Here is a 16,573-nt window from a genome sequence, read left to right as displayed (position 1 = left end):
GCCCGTCACGCACGGGCGGGCGTCATGCCGCGGATGCGAGACTGGGGGCATGACCCTGCTGCCGGAGGCCACCTCCACCGCTCTGCCCTTCCGCGTCGCCGACCTCTCGCTCGCCGAGTCCGGCCGCCACCAGATCCGCCTCGCCGAGAACGAGATGCCCGGCCTCATGGCGCTCCGCGAGGAGTTCGGCGCGTCGCAGCCGCTCGCGGGCGCGCGCATCGCCGGATCCATCCACATGACCGTGCAGACGGCCGTGCTCATCGAGACCCTCACCGCGCTCGGCGCGCAGGTCCGCTGGGCCAGCTGCAACATCTTCTCCACGCAGGACGAGGCCGCGGCGGCGGTCGCCGTCGGCGCGGGCACCCCGGAGGCGCCCGCGGGCGTGCCGGTCTTCGCCTGGAAGGGCGAGACGCTCGAGGAGTACTGGTGGTGCACCGAGCAGATCTTCGACTGGTCGGGCGAGGGCGCTGGCCGCCGGCGCCGAGCGGACGGGCCCGAACATGATCCTCGACGACGGCGGCGACGCCTCGCGTCCTCGTGCACAAGGGCCGCGAGTACGAGCTGGCGCAAGCCGTGCCGGAGAACTCCCCGAGGACGCGAGCCACGAGTACCGCGTCATCCTCGACACTCTCCGCCGCAGCCTGCAGGCGTCCGGCGACCGCTGGACCCGCCGCGCCGCCGACATCCAGGGCGTCACCGAGGAGACCACCACGGGCGTCCACCGCCTGTACGAGCTGGCGCGCGACGGCGAGCTGCTGTTCCCGGCCATCAACGTCAACGACTCGGTCACCAAGAGCAAGTTCGACAACAAGTACGGCATCCGCCACTCGCTGCCGGACGGCCTCAACCGCGCCACCGACACGCTCATCGGCGGCAAGGTCGCGTTCGTCGTCGGCTACGGCGACGTCGGCGAGGGCGCGGCCGAGGCGCTGCGCGGCCAGGGCGCCCGCGTCATCGTCTCCGAGGGTCGACCCCATCTGCGCGCTCCAGGCGGCGATGGACGGCTACCAGGTCGCGCGGCTGTCGTCGGTCATCGAGACCGTCGACATCCTCGTCACCGGCAACGGGCAACGTTCGAGCGCCGTCCGCGCGGACGACATCCAGCGCATGAAGCACCAGGCGATCATCGCCAACGTCGGCCACTTCGACAACGAGATCGACATGGCCGGCCTCGAGCGCCTCCCCGGCGTGGAGAAGGTCGAGATCAAGCCGCAGGTGCACGAGTGGCGCCTGCCGTCCGGCCGCAGCGTGCTGGTGCTGTCCGAGGGCCGCCTGATGAACCTGGGAAACGCCACCGGGCACCCCTCGTTCGTGATCAGCAACTCGTTCACGAACCAGGTGCTCGCGCAGATCGAGCTCTACGTCCGCAACGACCAGTACCCGATCGGCGTCTACGTGCTCCCGAAGCACCTCGACGAGAAGGTCGCGCGCCTCCACCTCGACGCGCTCGGCGTGGAGCTCACCGAGCTCCGCCTCGAGCAGGCCGCCTACATCGGCGTGCCCGTCGAGGGGCCGTACAAGGTGGACCACTACCGGTACTGATCGACCGCTCGGCCGCCGACGCCGTCCGACCCGCAGCGCGGGGCGGGCGGCGTCGTCGCGTGCGGGGCCCGGGCGCAGCGCGCACGCTCGTGCACCCGCCCTGCGCGTGCGGACATGCGCGTGCGGACCGCGGACCGCGGGCGGCGTCAGGCCGGGGTCGAGGGCCCGGGCGGCGGGAACCCGTGCGGGCGGCCCGCGAGGATCGGCTCGAGCGCCGTCATGCGGTCGCGCTCGAGCATCAGCGCCCGGTGCTCGCGCTCCCGGCGGACGGCGCCCACGGCGGTCACGAACGACTCCGGGTCGGTCGCGGGTACGGGCGACACGTGCGCGGCGGCCTCCGCGGCGAGCTCCGCCGCGAGGCGCGCGCGGGAGGCCGGGGTCATGGCGCCGCGCTGGGTGAGGAAGCGCGCGAGGCGGCGGCCCAGCTGGTCCGGGAGCCGGCCCACGTCGGCCTCGGCGGCCCATGCGACGAGGTGCGGCGGCACGGCCGGCAGCGGTGCGGGGTAGGCGGGCACGCGCTCGTGCTGCGAGCGGGTGCCGGCCACGAGGTCGCCGAGGCGCTGCGCGCGCGGCGAGAGGAGCCCCACGAGGGCGGCCGGGACCCCGCCGAGGGTCAGGTGCAGCTCGAGGATCCCGACGAGGGCGCGGGCGACCGCGTGGCGGAGGCCGATGCCGCCGCCGTCCGCGCGGACGATGCGGGCTCCGACCGCCCAGCGGCCGAGCGAGCGGCCGACGGGAGGCGACCTCGACCACGACGGGCATCACGACGATCGCCAGCACGACGGCGGCGATGACGCAGGCCGCGCCGGACGCCTCGTCGAGGAGCCCCGCCTCCGCGAGCCGGCCGATGAGGAGGACGAGCAGGAGGCCCACGACCAGGGACGCGAGCACGTCGATCGCGGCGCCGGCCGCCCGGAGCACGAAGCCCGCGGGGCGGACGTCGAGGGCGACGGCCTCGCCCACCACGAGCGCGTCGGGGCCGTCCGAGGATCCCGGTGCCGTGCGCGTCGGCGGCCGCCATGCATATAGTCAAAGCAGATGGACCTCGACGCCTACACCGCCGCCCACCGGGACGCGTGGGACCGGCTCGCCCGCCTCGCCGGCCGGCGCCGGCTCACGGGACCCGACGCCGACCAGCTCGTCGCGCACGACCGGTACCAGGCGGGCGCGGCGCAGCTCTCCGCGATCCAGGCGCTGACCTGCCGGGTCCACCGCGCAGGGTGACCGGCTCTCCGTCGCCCTCTCGCGGGCCCGCATGCGCTTCACCGGGCAGGCGACGGACCCCGCCGCGCGCATCCCCGCGTTCTTCGCCGTCGACCTCCCCGCGGCGCTGTGCCCGGATCCGCTGGCTGACCCTCGCGGTCGCGCTCGCGACCATCGCGATCGTGGCGCTCTACGCCACCTGGATCCTCGGCGACCCCGCGATGATCGCCAGCCTCGGCAGCGACGAGGACCTCCGCCGCTACGTCGAGGACGACTTCATCGACTACTACAGCTCCAACCCCGCGGCCTCGTTCACGGGCCAGGTCTGGACGAACAACGCGTGGATCGCGGCGCAGTGCGTCGCCTTCGGCGGTATCACGGGGCTGTGGGTGCCGTACGTGATCCTGCAGAACGCGCAGGGCCTCGGCACCACCACCGCCGTCATGTTCTCCTACGGGGAGGGCGGCACGTTCTTCTCGTACATCCTCCCGCACGGCCTGCTGGAGCTGACCGCCATCTTCGGGGCCGCCGCCGCGGGCCTGCGCATCTCGTGGTCGTGGATCGCGCCCTGGGGCCCGCACCCGCGGCCAGGCGCTCGCCGAGGACGGGCGGGCCCTCATCACCGTGGCGATGGGGCTCGTGCTGGTGCTGCTCGTGAGCGGGATCATCGAGGGCTTCGTGACGCCGCAGCCCTGGCCTGTGCCGCTCAAGATCGGCATCGGGGCCGTGGCGCTCGGGGCGTTCCTCTTCTACATGGTCGTCGTCGGCGGCCGGGCGGTCCGCTCGGGCGCCACGGGCGACCTGGACGAGTTCGAGGCGGGCGGCCGGCGGATCGTCGCGGGCTGAGCCCCGTGGATCCGCCGGCCGCCCGCCCTCGCGGGTCGTGCCGGTGCGGGTCAAGCCGGCGGCGGGGGCGCCGGACGGGTCGACGTCCTGCTCGAGCGGCGTCGCGTCCACCGAGGCGCCCACGTGCAGGCGGAAGGCGCCGGCCTCGCGGCGCCACCCGCCGTCCCAGTGCTCGAAGGCGCGGGCGGCGATCGCGACGGGGACCTCCGCCGACGCCCCGGGCTCCTCGGCTCCACGGACGCGAAGCCCGCGAGCCAGCGCACCGGCCGGTCCACCGAGGAGGCGGCGCGCGACGCGTAGGCCTGCACGACCTGCTTGCCCGCCCGGTCGCCGGTGTTCGTCACGGTCACGGTGGCCGTGATCCCGCCGCTGTCCTCGGTCACGTGCAGGTCGTCGAGGGCGTGCGTCGTGTAGCCGAGGCCGTGGCCGAACGGGTAGGCGGGCGTCGCGCCGGCGCGGAGCCGGGCGCGGTACCCGACGTGGATCCCCTCGTCGAAGACGACCTTCCCGTCGACGGGCGTGACGCTCGTGACGGGCACGTCCTCCTCCGCGGCGGGCCATGTGGTGGGGAGCCGTCCGCCGGGCTCGACCGCGCCGAGGAGCACGTCCGCGAGGGCCGCGCCGAACTCCTGGCCGCCGAACCAGGCGAGGAGTACCGCGTCCGCCTCCTCCCGCCACGGCAGGGACCGGGGAGCCCGAGTTCACGACGACGACCGTGCGCGGGGCGACGGCGGCGACCCGGCGCACCAGCTCGTCCTGGCGGCCCGGCAGCGCGAGGGACTCGCGGTCGAAGCCCTCCGACTCCACCTGGGCGTTCGTGCCGACGACGACGATCGCGACGTCCGCGCCCGTCGCGGCCGCCACGGCCTCGTCGAGGAGGCGCTCGGGGTCGGACTTCGTCGGCCTCGAGGCCCACCGTGATGCCGAGGATGCCCGCGAGGCCGCCCGGCATCGACGTCAGCTCGAACTCCACCCTGAGGTCCACGGGCTCGCCCGCGGTCGCCGGCAGCGCGGCCGAGATCGAGGGCGGGGACATGAGGCTCGCGCCGAGGTCCATGCCCACGGGCGCGGCGCCGTCCTCGCGGAGGAGCGCGCCGTAGGAGTACACGCGGCCGCGGCCGGTGGCGCTGAAGCCGAAGAGCACCTCGCCCGTCGTCGTCGGGGTCCAGCGGGCCGTGATCTCGATGACCGCCGCCGTGCCCGTCGGGGCGTCGCCGCCGAAGTACATGAGGGTCGTCGCCCGGCGGTCCTCCGTGAACATCTCGCCGCCGTCCGCGTCGAGGAAGCGCACGAGCGCGCCCGGCTCGCCCGTGCGGGGGTTCCGGATCTCCGCGAGCGGCAGCTCCTGGATCCCCTTCTGCACGACCGCGCCGCGCGCGTACCGCACCGCGACGCCGTCGGGCAGCGCGTCGCGGATCCCGTCGAGCGGCGTGACCACGTGCTCCGGGATGACCGTCGCGCTGCCCCCGCCCTGCGTGCGCGCCTCGACGGCATTGTGGCCGATCACGGCGACGGTGCGGAGGGCGGACGCGTCGAGCGGGAGGACGTGGCCGCATCCGCACGAGCACGCTGCCGGCCGCGGCGGCGGTGCGCACGAACGCGACGCCGTCCTCGACGGCGACGGGGGCGGGCGCCACGGCGTCGAAGCCCTCGAGCGCGCCGACCCGGGCGGCGAGCCGGAGGAGGCGGAGGACCTTGCGGTCGATGTCGCCCTCGAGCACGCGGCCGTCGCGCACGGCGTCGAGGAGCGCGGGGCCCCACGCGCCGAGCGGGCCGGGCATCTCCAGGTCCTGCGAGGCGCGCGCGGCGTCGACGCTGCGGACGCCCGTCCAGTCGCTGACCACGACGCCGTCGAATCCCCACTCCGAGTTCAGCGGCGTCTCCAGCAGGTCGTTCTCCGTGGACGTCGTGCCGTTGATGGAGTTGTACGAGCTCATGACGAGCCAGGCGCGTGACTCGACGACGGCCTTCTCGAACGCCGCGAGGTACAGCTCCCGGAGCGCCCGCTGGCGACGACGCTGTCCGCCGGTGAACCGGTCGGTCTCGTACTCGTTGGCGACGTAGTGCTTGGGGGTGGCGCCGACGCCGTTCTCCTGGACGCCCCGCACGTACGCGGCGGCGAGGTCGGCGGTGAGGAGCGGATCCTCGCTGAACGCCTCGAAGTGCCGCCCGCCGTAGGGGGAGCGGTGCAGGTTGATGGTCGGGCCGAGCACGACGTCGACGCCCTTCCGGCGCGCCTCCACCGCGGACGCCCGGCCGTAGCGGGCGGCGATCCCGGTGTCCCAGGTGGACGACAGCGCGGATGCCGACGGCAGGTTCAGCGAGGGCGAGCGCTCGTCCCACACCTCGCCGCGCACGCCGCTCGGGCCGTCGGAGACGAGCATGCGGCGGAGGCCGATCCCCTCCACGGGCCACGTGGTCCAGAAGTCGCGGCCCGTGACGAGCTGCACCTTCTGCTCGAGGGTGAGGCGCCCGGCGAGCTCCTCGAGGCGGGCGGTGTCGGGGTCGAGCGGGGTGCTCTCGCGGGGGTCCATGGGTGCTCCTTCGGGGACGTCGGCGTCGGGGCGAGTCTCCTCGCCCCGGTCGGGTGCGGGGAAGACGGGGCCGCTCATCGGACGCCCTTCACGCGGAACGCGGCCACCGCGCCGAGGAGGCCGGCGGCGGCGCCCGCGAGGAAGAGGCCCGGGTAGCCGGCGACGGCGACGACGCCGCCCGCCGCGGTCGGGACGAGCGACTGGGGCAGCGCCTGCGCGATGTTCACGACCCCGAGGTCCTTGCCGTTGTCGGAGTCGCTCGGGAGGACGTCGGTGATGAGCGCGAGGTCGACGGCGTCGAACGAGCCGATGCCCGCGCCGATCACGAGCTGGGCGGCGTAGACGACGGCGAGGCTGGGCGCGAGGGCGAGGATCACGAGGCCGACGACCGCGACGAGCGCGGCGGCGGCCACGAACACCTTGCGGCGGCCGAGCCGGTCGCTCAGCCAGCCGGCCACGAAGGTGGTCGAGACCACGCCGACCACGTTGAAGAGGGTCGCGAGGAAGACCGCGTTCGCGACGTCGGCCTCGGCGACGCCGAGGTCGTCGATGAGGTACAGCGCCAGGTAGTTGGTGGCCGTGACGGCCGACGCGGTGAGCAGGAAACGCATGAGCCAGGCCCAGCCGAAGTCGGGGTTCCTGCGCGGGTCGAAGACGAACGACCCGAGCAGCTGGCGGACGCCGAGGGGCGCGGCGGGACGCTCGTCGAGCACGCGGTCCCGGAAGACGAGCGCGAAGGCGACGACCACGGCCACGCCCACGGCGCCGGGCACGAGCACCTGCTGCGTCGTGGTGGTGAACAGCTGCACGATGAAGGTGCCCACCACGAGCGAGCCGTTCTGCGCCACGCCGACGGCCGCGGCGACGCGGCCGCGGTTGCGGGGGCGGGCGGAGTCGGCCATCACGGCGATGAGGGCGGCGATGGCGGCGTTGAAGCACGCCTCGACGAGCATCCACGCGCCCACCAGGGCGAGCACGGTGGTCGCCTGCGTGAGGAGGACGAGCGCGCCGTAGCCGAGGACGACGCCGCCGATGATCCAGGGACGCCGCATGCCGAGGCGGCCGGTGGTGCGGTCCGAGAGGCGGCCCGCGAGCGGGTTCACGACGAGCGCGACGACCGCGCCGAGGCCGAGCGCCGAGGCTCAGCGTCCCGGCGGTGCTTGCCGGCGCCACCTCGTTCACCTTCAGCGCCGACGACACGATGATCGGCGGCAGCAGGGCCACGAACAGGCCGAGGAGCGCGATGGGCATCCCGATCTCGGCGCGACGCGAACCGGGCGGACGGACACCGTCCCCGACGCGGGGGGAGACGCGCGACGCGCCCCCGGTGTGCTGCTCTCGGACTGCGTCGGCCACGGTGCCTCCTGGTGTCTGGCCGCCCTCGTCGGCGGCTCGGCACGACGGTAGCACGCAAAACCGACCTTCGGTAGGTACTCTCCGTCGCCCGGGATCGCTAAGGTCGGACCATGGTTGGGGCAGAGGGGCCGCGGCGGTACGCCAAGGGGGCGACCCGGCGGCGCGAGATCCTCGAGGCCGCGCTCGCCCTCATCGCCGAGCGGGGGTACTCGGCGTCCTCCCCCTGCAGGAGATCGCCGACGCCGTGGGCATCAGCAAGGCGGGCGTCCTCCACTACTTCGAATCCCGCGAGGCGCTCATCGCCGCCGTGCTCGAGGAGCGCGACGCGCACTCCGCCGCGGACCACCGCGAGGCGATGCCCGACGCGGACCCCGCCGACATGGTGGGCGCCCTGCTGCACGCCAGCTCCCGCAACGCCGAGACGCCCGGCCTCGTCGCGCTGTACTCCCGCCTCGTCGTGGACGCGGCCGGTGTCGAGCACCCCGCGCACTCCTACATCGCCGACCGCTACGCGCGCGTCGTGGGGGCGCTCGCCGACCAGGTGCGCGACCTCGGCGTGGAGCTCCCCGCAGGCATGGACCCGGACGGCTTCGCCCGCCTCGCCGTGGCCGTCAGCGACGGCCTCCAGCTGCAGTGGAGCTACCGCCCCGACATCGACATGCGCGACGCGCTCGAGAGATCGATCCGCGCCCTGAGCGGCGGGGTGCTCCCGCTGCCGGCCGAGGAGCGCGCGGTCACCCGCGCCTGAACCGGTCGCCGCCCGACCGCGACCACCTCCGGTCCCGGACGCCGTCCGCCGCGGGCGCGGCTCGCGCCTGTCGAGGGCCGGGGTCCGAGGTCCGGGCTCAGAGCCGCCCGGTGGCCTTCAGCCGGATGTACCGGTCGGCCAGCGCGGGCGGCAGGTCCGCCGGCGCGCCCGTGACGACGTCCGCCCCGAGCCGGCGCACGGCCGCCTCGACGCGGGCGACGTCGAGGAGCGCGCGCTCGGCCGCGGCGGCGCGGTACACGGCCGTGCGCCCGGTGCGGTCCGCGGCGCGCTCGGCGAGGCCGGGATCCACGACCGCCGCCACCAGCACGTGGTGCGTGCGCGTGAGCTGCGGCAGCACCTGCAGCAGCGCCGTGGAGCTGCCGGGGGAGTCGATGGACGTCAGCAGCACCACGAGGGAGCGCTGCGTCACGATGCGGCGGACGAGCGCGGGGACCGCGGTCCAGTCGGTCTCGAGGAGCTCCGGATCCACGGGGGCGAGGGCGTCGACCATGCGGGACACGACGTCGCCGCCGGATCCCGCGCGCACCCGGGCGCGCACGCGCCGGTCGTGCGCCACCATGTCGACCCGGTCGCCGGAGCGCGTGGCGAGCGCGGCCAGCAGGAGCGAGGCCTCGAAGGCCGTGTCGAGCCGAGTCTCGTCCTGGATCCGTCCCGCGGCCGTGCGCCCGGTGTCGAGCACGAGCACCACGCGCCGGTCGCGCTCGGGGCGCCAGGTGCGGACCACCACGTCCTGCCGTCGGGCGGTCGCGCGCCAGTCGATGGAGCGCACGTCGTCGCCGCGCACGTAGTCGCGCAGGCTGTCGAACTCGGTGCCCTGCCCGCGGACCATGAGGGCCGTGCGGCCGTCGAGCTCGCGCATCCGGGCGAGCCGCGACGGGAGGTGGCGCCGGGAGCGGAACGGCGGCAGGACCCGCACGGCGCCGGGGGAGAGGAGCGTCGCCTGACGGGCGGCGAGGCCGAGCGGACCGGCGGAGCGGATCATGACCCGCTCGGTGCGGCGCTCGCCGCGGCGCGTGGGGGTGAGCGCGAGGCGGATCGCGCGGCGCTCGCCGGCCGGGATCCGCACGCGGTCGCGCGTGGAGGAGGCCCCGGCGGAGGGCTGCCAGGCGTCCCGCACGACGGCGCGGAGCGTCCGCGATCCGCGGTTCGTCATGAGCAGGAGGCTCTCGCCGGTCTCGTCGAGGCGGATCCTGGCGGGCAGGCTCCGCTCCAGCGCAACCCGGCGGGGGCTCGCGGCGAGGGCCAGGTCGAGCGTCACGAGGAGCGCGACCAGGAGGATCCAGCCGGCGAGCAGCGCGTAGGCCGCGTCCGACCCGTCGCCGAGCGCGACGAGCGGCGCGAGCCCCAGGAGGAGCAGCGCGACCGTGCGGCCGGTGAGGGCCATGCTAGCGCGGCGCCATCTAGATCGGCACCTGCACCTGCGACATGACCCCGCGGAGCACGGCGTCGACGGAGACCCCCTCGAGCTCCGCCTCGGGGCGGAGCGCGATGCGGTGGCGGAGCACGGGCAGCACCATCTCCTGCACGTGGTCGGGCGTGACGGCCTCGATCCGCTCAGCCAGGCCCATGCGCGGCTCGCGGCGAGGAGGCTCGTGGACCCGCGCGGCGACGCCCCGAGCTGCACCGACGGCGACCGGCGGGTGGCGCGCGCGAGGTCGACCATGTAGGCGAGCACGTCGGCGCCCACGCGCACCTCGCGCACGGCGGCCTGCGCCCGGCGGAGCCCGTCCGCGTCGAGCACGGGCGCGACGCCCGCGGCGCGGAGGTCGCGCGGGTCGAAGCCCGTCGAGTGGCGGCGGAGCACCTCCACCTCGGCGTCGCGCTCGGGGAGGTCGAGGACGAGCTTCAGCAGGAAGCGGTCGAGCTGCGCCTCGGGCAGCGTGTAGGTGCCCTCGTACTCGACGGGGTTCTGCGTGGCGGCGACGAGGAACGGGTCGGGCAGCGGGTGGCTCTCGCCGTCGACTGTGACCTGCCGCTCCTCCATGGCCTCGAGCAGCGCCGACTGGGTCTTCGGCGGCGTGCGGTTGATCTCGTCCGCCAGCAGGATGCTGGTGAACACGGGGCCCCGGCGGAACGAGAACGCGGCCTCGCGGGAGTCGTAGACGAGCGACCCCGTGATGTCGCCCGGCATGAGGTCGGGGGTGAACTGCACGCGCGCCGTGTCGAGGGCGAGGGCCTGGCTGAGCGACCGGACGAGCAGCGTCTTCGCGACGCCGGGGACGCCCTCGAGGAGCACGTGGCCGCGGGCGAGGAGGGCGATGATCATGCCCGTCACGGCGCCGTCCTGGCCGACCACCGCCTTCCCGACCTCGGTCCGGACGGCGAGCAGGCTGGTGCGGAGGTCGTCGGTCATGGCGTCCATTCTCCTAGGCGGGGTCCACGGCGCGGGCGACCCGGCGCTCGAGGGCGGCGAGCCGCCCGGCGAGGTCGACGAGGTCGCGGTCGGTGCGGGGGCGGGTGTCGAGGAGCAGGGCGCGGATCCCGGCCGGGTCCTCGCCGACGGCGGCTGCCGCGGCGGCCAGCTACCTCGTCGACGGACGCGAGCCGCCCGAGCGCGAGCGTCGTCGCGAGCCGGTCCACCGTTCCCACCCGGAGCGCGTCGAGGGCGTGGCCGCGCGCGTCGGCCCGCAGGTACAGCCGGGCGCGGCCCTCGGCGGTCTCGTCGGCCGGGACCACGACGGGCAGCCGCTCCACCACGAGCGGTCCGAAGCGGCGGCCGCGCCAGACGGCGGCGGCGAGGGCGGCGGCGCCGAGCAGGAGGATCGCGGGGGTCGCCCACCCGGGCGTCAGCTGGCCGAGCGTGGGCGGCGCGTCGGCCGCCGCGTCGTCGGGCGACGGCGTGTACCAGACGAGCCGGGGGCGCTCCCCGAGCACGCCGAGCGCGAGGGCGGCGGACCCCTGCTCCCCGATGCGGTCGTTGGTCAGGACGGGATCGGCGTCCAGCACGACGACCGTGCCCCCCGGTGCGAGGACCGCGGGCACCTCGAGGAGCGCGAAGGCGTCCCCGGTGTCGTCGGGGAAGCACGTGACGACCGCGGAGGCGTCCTCGCCGACGAGGCGGAACACGGGCGCGTCGTCGGGGACGGATCCGCGGCCACCGCGGCCGGGAGGGCGCACCGGGCGTCCAGGGCGCGGTCGTCGGACTCGGCCGCGCCGCCCGCCGCGACGTCGGGCGCGATCGCGCGGAGCGTCCGGAAGTCGGGGGAGAGGAGCACCGTGCGCGTCGTCCAGCCGGCCGACCTCGGCCAGGCGGTCGTCGTCGAGGCGGTCCGAGGTGGGCCCGAGCACGAGGGTCGCATGGTCGCCCTCCCCGACCGCGGCACGGGCCTCGGCGAAGGTGCCGGCGAGGGTCACGTCGACGCCCTGGGCGGCCAGCACGCGGGCGAGCGCCTGCGTGCCGCCCGGAGCGGGGTTGTCCGGCGCGAGCGCGTCGCCCGGCCGCGCCGCGCCGCCGATCGCGAGGGACGCCAGCGCCACGAGGACGGCGAGGGCCGCCAGCGCGATCCAGGTCCCGGCCCGCCGGAGCGCCTGGCCCGGCGTGCGGGTCTCGGCGGTCGCGAGGGCGGACTCCGAGGGGGCGGAGGCGGAGGACGCGGGCGCGTTCACGCGGGACCCGCGCCCACGGGCTCGCGGAGCACGGGCGCGGCCGTCCGCAGGTCGCGGTCCAGCGCGACGAGCCGGTCGACCATCTCCTCCGTGCCGGCGCGTCCGAGGTAGCGGACGGCGTCGAAGTCGTCGGCGGCCGCGACGAGCCGCTCCGCGTGGCCGGGGTGGGCGGATCCGGCGCGGCGGGCGAACCCGCGGGCGGTGCTGCCGGGATCCACCGCGACTATGGTGCGCTCCGCCTGCTCGCGGGCGATGGCGCGGAACAGGTCGGAGACGGCGGAGTCGAGGTCGCCGGCGCGCCGGGCCGCCTCGGCCGCGCGCCGCAGCTCCTCCGCCGAGCGCCGGTCGTCGGATCCGAACAGCCCGTCGCCGCGCTCAGCGGCCCGCCGCCGGTCGCGCCGCGGAGCGCCGAACACGAGGAACGCCACGACGACCACCGCGAGGACGAGCGCCCCGATCACGAGGGGCGCGAGGTCGGCCAGGCCGCCGCTCGCCCCGCCCAGGATGCGCGCGATCCAGTCGCCCACCGCCTGCGCGGCGAGGTCGAGCGCGTTCGGCCGCGCCGCCTCGTACTCGGGGCGCCCGAGCTCGTCGAGGAGGAGGCGCCGAGCGTCGTCGGCGTCGGGCTCGAGCGGGACGGCGGACGCGCGCACGGCTGCCGCGAGGGAGACGGAGGGGATCACGGGCGTCTGGGGGCGGCTCCGGGCGCCGCGTAGGGGTCGCGGGCGTCCGGCCCCGTCGCCGTCGGCGCGCCGGCGGCCCGCTCCTCGGCGAAGCGGGCGAGCTCGAGGTCGAGCCCCTCGCGCCGCATGCGCAGGTCGACGTAGAGGATCGTCGCGTTGGCGGTCGTGACGATGGCGCCGATGCTCCCCACGACGACGCTCACCACGATGGCGAGCAGCTGCGACCCGAGGTAGAAGACGACGGACGCGTCGAAGGACTCGAAGTCGAGCTCGCCGTTCGGGAAGAGCACGCCCTGCAGGATGGAGGAGAGCAGCGTCAGGGGCACCGTGACGATGTTCGTGGCGGCCGACACGATGACGCCCGTGAGCAGCAGGATCCCGAGCACGCGCCAGAACGAGCCGATCGTCAGCGACCAGGAGCGCCGGGCGGCGGCGAACGGCCGGAGCCGCTCGATCACGATGGCGCTCGGCACGAGGGCGAGGCGGGTCGTGACCCAGGCGGCGACGACCACGAGGCCGGCCACGCCGAGGACCCCCACGATCACGCCGACGACGATGCCCGCGCCGCCCGCGAGCACCAGGAGGACGACGACGCCGGCCAGCACGGCGGCCACGAGCGTCCAAGCGGCGGCGAGGAAGGCGCTCCACAGGACGAGCGAGCCGACGCGTGGACGGGCGAGCCGCCACAGCGCGCGCATCCGGAGGCGCTCGCCCAGCGTGCCGCGGGCCACCTCGCTCGCGATGACGCCCTGGAGGAAGGCGGACGCGACGATGGAGAGCACCAGCGTCACGAGCGCCGCGACCACGACGGCCGCGACGCCGCCCGCGATGAGCGGTCCCTGGTCGGCCTCGCGCGCCGAGAGCACGCGCAGCACGACGAAGCCGCTGACGCCGCCGACGATCAGCAGGGTCAGGACGCCGACGATCCCCTGGATGAGGAGCGCGCTGCCGATGGTGGGTCCCGGGTTCCGGCGCAGCGTCTGGAAGGAGCCCGCGAGGATCGCGCCGAGCCCCAGCGGGCGCAGCGGGAGGAGGCCGGGCTTGGGCGGCGGCGTCCAGCCGGGTGCGGCGCCCCAGCCGGGAGCGGGCGGGTACCCGGGGCCCGGGGCGTACCCGCCGGCCGGCGCGTAGCCCGGCGCCGCCGGGTAGCCGGGCGCTGCCGGAGGACCGGCCGGAGGCGCGGCCGGAGGGGCGCCGTGGCCCGCGTCCGCGTCGTGTCGTGCGGGTTCCGGGGATCCGCCCGGACCGGACGGTGCGCCGCCCGGGGCCTGCCAGCTCTGGTCATCGGTCACAGTGCCCCAGCCTCCCACAGGCGCCCGGCGGAGTCACGGCGCCGGCCGGCGTCCGCGCGCCCGGGCGTCCCCGCGGATCCACCGGCTACCCTGGGGGTTCCGAGGACGGGGAACACGGTTTCATGACAGCACGGATACTGGTGGTCGACGACGACACCGCGCTCGCCGAGATGATCGGCATCGTCCTGCGCACCGAGGGGTTCGAGCCCTCCTTCTGCGGGGACGGCGGCCAGGCGCTCGCCGCGTTCCACGACGGCAAGCCCGACCTCGTCCTGCTCGACCTCATGCTCCCGGGGCTCGACGGCATCCAGGTGTGCGATCTCATCCGCGCGGAGTCGGGCGTGCCCATCATCATGCTCACGGCGAAGTCCGACACGGCCGACGTCGTGAAGGGCCTCGAGTCCGGCGCGGACGACTACATCGTCAAGCCGTTCAACCCCAAGGAGCTCGTCGCGCGCATCCGCACGCGCCTGCGTCCCCGCGTCCTCCTCGTCGCCCGGCCTCCTCCAGGTCGGCGACCTCGTCGTCGACGTCGAGGGCCACGAGGTCCGTCGCGGCGAGGAGCGGATCGACCTCACGCCCCTCGAGTTCGACCTCCTGCACGCGCTGGCGAGCCGCCCGCAGCAGGTGTTCACGCGCGAGATGCTCCTCGAGCAGGTGTGGGGCTACCAGTACAAGGCCGACACGCGCCTCGTCAACGTGCACGTGCAGCGCCTCCGCGCGAAGGTCGAGGACGACCCGGACAACCCGCGCATCGTCATGACCGTGCGCGGCGTCGGCTACCGCGCGGGGGCCGCGGCCTAGCCCGATGCGCCCCCTGCCCGCGTGGCTCGTCGACTGGAGGTCGTGGCCGCGCCGCCTCGTCCGGATCTGGTCGGTGTCGCTCCAGTTCCGCACCGTCCTCATCACGGTCGCGCTCTCGGGCGTCACCGTCCTCCTCATCGGCGTGCTCATGACGCAGAGCATCTCGAGCGATCTCTTCCGCCAGCGGCTCGACACCGTCCTCCAGCAGTCCAACAGCGCCACGGGCCGGATGCAGGAGCAGTTCACCTCCTCCGACGCCTCCGACCAGACGGAGCTGGAGCAGCTGCGCACCCAGGTCTTCGACGAGCTCCGCGGCAGCGCCATCAACCTGTCCGACTTCGCCTTCCGCCGGACGCCCGGCACCGAGGCACGGAACGTCCTGCAGAACGCGTCCACCGCCGAGCTACGTCGACAGCCTCCTGAGCGCCGACCTCCGCCGTGCGGTCGGCGAGGGCACGGGCACGCAGCAGTGGCAGTCGGTGGCGATCCCGGTGGGCGACCAGGGCGCCACCAGCCCGGGCATCGTCGTCGGCTCGAGCATCGACATCCCCTCGGCCGGGCGCTACGAGCTCTACCTCGTCTACGACCTGGGTGACATCCAGCAGACCCTCGACTTCGTCGCCGGCACCATCCTCCTCGCGTTCCTCCTCCTGGTGGTGCTCATCGGCGCGATCGCGTGGCTCGTCGTCCGCCTGGTCGTGGCGCCCATCCGCGTGGCCGCCGACACGAGCCAGAAGCTCGCCGCCGGTCAGCTCGAGGAGCGGCTCCCCGTCAAGGGGGAGGACGTGATCGCGACCCTCGCCCGGTCGTTCAACGGCATGGCCGACTCCCTGCAGTCGCAGATCACCCAGCTCGCCGACCTCTCGCAGCTGCAGCAGCGCTTCGTCTCGGACGTGTCGCACGAGCTGCGCACACCGCTCACGACCATCCGGCTCGCGGGCGGCGTGCTCTACGACCTGCGCGAGGACTTCAGCCCGCCGGCGGCCCGCAGCGCCGAGCTCCTGCACACCCAGGTGGAGCGGTTCGAGACCCTCCTCGCGGACCTGCTGGAGATCAGCCGGTTCGACGCGGGCGCCGTCGACCTCGTGACCGAGCCGACCAACCTCGTGCGGCTCGTGGAGGACAGCATCGAGGAGTTCGAGGGCCTCGCCGCGCAGAAGGGCTCCGAGCTCCGGCTGGTGGCCCCGGGCGGCTACTTCGACGCCGAGATGGACGCGCGGCGGGTGCGCCGCATCGTCACGAACCTGGTCGGCAACGCGCTCGACCACGGCGAGGGCCGTCCCATCGTCATCACGGTGGACAGCGACCGCGACGCAGTCGCACTCGCCGTGCCGCGACTACGGCGTCGGGATGACGCGCGAGGAGATGGGCCGCGTCTTCGACCGGTTCTGGCGCGCGGACCCCTCCCGCCAGCGCGCCGCGGGCGGGACGGGCCTCGGGCTCGCGATCTCGCTGGAGGACACGAACCTGCACCACGGCTGGCTGCAGCTCTGGTCGCGTCCCGGAGAGGGGTCCTGCTTCCGGCTGACCCTCCCGCGCCGTCCCGACGTCCCCCTCGAGGGCTCGCCCGTGCAGCTGCCGCCCGACGACCCCGCGAACGACCACGCCGACGAGGAGGACGCCCGTGTCCCCAGCCCCTGACCCGCGGCGCCGCCACGGCCGACCCGTCCTCCGCCGTCGCCGGACGGCCCGCTCCCGCCGCCGTCGCGCTCGTGGCGTCCGTCGCGGTCCTCCTCGCCGGCTGCGTCTCCATCCCCTCCGGCGGACCGGTCTCCGAGGGCGACGCCGCCGTGATCGCGGACGAGTCGGGCGTCAGCTACCAGCCGGACGGCCCCCAGGCCGGGGACGGGCCGGACGACGTCATCGCGGGCTTCGTGGACGCCGCGACCAGCTCCGCCGACCAGTACGGCGTGGCACGCCAGTTCCTGCGCGTCGGAC

Annotated in this window: 11 protein-coding genes and 9 pseudogenes; 11 read left to right on the top strand and 9 right to left on the bottom strand. The window is 75.3% G+C overall.

Annotated features, from left to right (window positions below):
• Positions 1 to 49 precede the first annotated feature (49 nt).
• From ACZ411_RS01180 to ACZ411_RS01170, 3 genes and pseudogenes are all read left to right on the top strand, one after another.
• A pseudogene (locus ACZ411_RS01180) lies at positions 50 to 406 on the top strand (adenosylhomocysteinase); the annotation flags it as partial.
• A gap of 94 nt (positions 407 to 500) precedes the next feature.
• Positions 501 to 926, top strand: a pseudogene (locus ACZ411_RS01175) (adenosylhomocysteinase); the annotation flags it as partial.
• A gap of 70 nt (positions 927 to 996) precedes the next feature.
• Complete coding sequence (locus ACZ411_RS01170; RefSeq protein WP_464167859.1) at positions 997 to 1,542, top strand: adenosylhomocysteinase; 546 nt, start codon at positions 997 to 999, stop codon at positions 1,540 to 1,542.
• Positions 1,543 to 1,688: 146 nt separating this feature from the next.
• On the opposite strand, the gene ACZ411_RS01165 is transcribed toward ACZ411_RS01170, so the two are convergent.
• Positions 1,689 to 2,129: a hypothetical protein gene (locus tag ACZ411_RS01165; RefSeq protein ID WP_464167858.1), complete on the bottom strand. Its 441-nt coding sequence runs from the start codon at positions 2,127 to 2,129 to the stop codon at positions 1,689 to 1,691.
• A gap of 9 nt (positions 2,130 to 2,138) precedes the next feature.
• Positions 2,139 to 2,237, bottom strand: a pseudogene (locus ACZ411_RS01160) (RDD family protein); the annotation flags it as partial.
• A 343-nt stretch (positions 2,238 to 2,580) separates the two neighbouring features.
• Between ACZ411_RS01160 and ACZ411_RS01155 the strand changes: the two are divergent.
• On the top strand, positions 2,581 to 2,766 hold the full coding sequence (locus tag ACZ411_RS01155; RefSeq protein ID WP_464167856.1) for a hypothetical protein: 186 nt from the start codon (positions 2,581 to 2,583) through the stop codon (positions 2,764 to 2,766).
• Between the two features lie 200 nt (positions 2,767 to 2,966).
• A pseudogene (locus ACZ411_RS01150) lies at positions 2,967 to 3,591 on the top strand (stage II sporulation protein M).
• Between the two features lie 75 nt (positions 3,592 to 3,666).
• Here ACZ411_RS01150 and ACZ411_RS01145 read toward each other — a convergent pair.
• Positions 3,667 to 6,125: pseudogene (locus ACZ411_RS01145) on the bottom strand (beta-glucosidase); the annotation flags it as partial.
• A 74-nt stretch (positions 6,126 to 6,199) separates the two neighbouring features.
• Complete coding sequence (locus tag ACZ411_RS01140) at positions 6,200 to 7,228, bottom strand: MFS transporter (RefSeq protein ID WP_464167854.1); 1,029 nt, start codon at positions 7,226 to 7,228, stop codon at positions 6,200 to 6,202.
• A 497-nt stretch (positions 7,229 to 7,725) separates the two neighbouring features.
• Here ACZ411_RS01140 and ACZ411_RS01135 point away from each other — a divergent pair, with 497 nt between their 5' ends.
• Positions 7,726 to 8,229, top strand: a complete 504-nt coding sequence (locus ACZ411_RS01135; RefSeq protein ID WP_464167852.1) for a TetR/AcrR family transcriptional regulator — start codon at positions 7,726 to 7,728, stop codon at positions 8,227 to 8,229.
• Between the two features lie 97 nt (positions 8,230 to 8,326).
• Here ACZ411_RS01135 and ACZ411_RS01130 read toward each other — a convergent pair whose 3' ends face one another.
• The 5 genes and pseudogenes from ACZ411_RS01130 to ACZ411_RS01110 all read right to left on the bottom strand — a co-directional run bounded on the left by ACZ411_RS01130 (position 8,327) and on the right by ACZ411_RS01110 (position 13,831).
• Complete coding sequence (locus ACZ411_RS01130) at positions 8,327 to 9,634, bottom strand: DUF58 domain-containing protein (protein WP_464167850.1); 1,308 nt, start codon at positions 9,632 to 9,634, stop codon at positions 8,327 to 8,329.
• A gap of 16 nt (positions 9,635 to 9,650) precedes the next feature.
• Positions 9,651 to 10,603: pseudogene (locus tag ACZ411_RS01125) on the bottom strand (AAA family ATPase).
• Positions 10,600 to 11,856 carry a DUF4350 domain-containing protein gene (locus ACZ411_RS01120; protein WP_464167848.1) on the bottom strand — a complete coding sequence of 419 codons (1,257 nt, stop codon included), beginning with the start codon at positions 11,854 to 11,856 and terminating at the stop codon, positions 10,600 to 10,602. The pseudogene ACZ411_RS01125 and the gene ACZ411_RS01120 overlap by 4 nt, the downstream one beginning before the upstream one ends.
• Entirely contained in the window at positions 11,853 to 12,539 is a 687-nt protein-coding gene (locus tag ACZ411_RS01115) for a DUF4129 domain-containing protein (protein ID WP_464167846.1), read from the bottom strand. The genes ACZ411_RS01120 and ACZ411_RS01115 overlap by 4 nt, the downstream gene beginning before the upstream one ends.
• Entirely contained in the window at positions 12,536 to 13,831 is a 1,296-nt protein-coding gene (locus tag ACZ411_RS01110) for a DUF7847 domain-containing protein (RefSeq protein ID WP_464167844.1), read from the bottom strand. The genes ACZ411_RS01115 and ACZ411_RS01110 overlap by 4 nt, the downstream gene beginning before the upstream one ends.
• A gap of 122 nt (positions 13,832 to 13,953) precedes the next feature.
• Here ACZ411_RS01110 and mtrA point away from each other — a divergent pair.
• The 5 genes and pseudogenes from mtrA to ACZ411_RS01085 form a co-directional block, all read left to right on the top strand.
• A pseudogene (gene mtrA, locus ACZ411_RS01105) lies at positions 13,954 to 14,635 on the top strand (MtrAB system response regulator MtrA).
• Between the two features lie 4 nt (positions 14,636 to 14,639).
• A complete protein-coding gene (locus ACZ411_RS01100; protein WP_464167842.1) occupies positions 14,640 to 15,230 on the top strand; it encodes a hypothetical protein in 591 nt (196 codons plus the stop codon).
• Positions 15,115 to 15,648 (top strand): annotated as a pseudogene (locus ACZ411_RS01095) (HAMP domain-containing protein); the annotation flags it as partial. The gene ACZ411_RS01100 and the pseudogene ACZ411_RS01095, both read left to right, overlap by 116 nt.
• Before the next feature lie 337 nt (positions 15,649 to 15,985).
• On the top strand, positions 15,986 to 16,276 hold the full coding sequence (locus ACZ411_RS01090; RefSeq protein WP_464167840.1) for an ATP-binding protein: 291 nt from the start codon (positions 15,986 to 15,988) through the stop codon (positions 16,274 to 16,276).
• A 71-nt stretch (positions 16,277 to 16,347) separates the two neighbouring features.
• Positions 16,348 to 16,518 (top strand): annotated as a pseudogene (locus ACZ411_RS01085) (hypothetical protein); the annotation flags it as partial.
• Positions 16,519 to 16,573: the final 55 nt, after the last annotated feature.

The sequence above is a fragment of the Clavibacter sp. AC415 genome (genome assembly GCF_979252985.1).
This window is presented reverse-complemented; position numbering and strand designations above follow the sequence as displayed.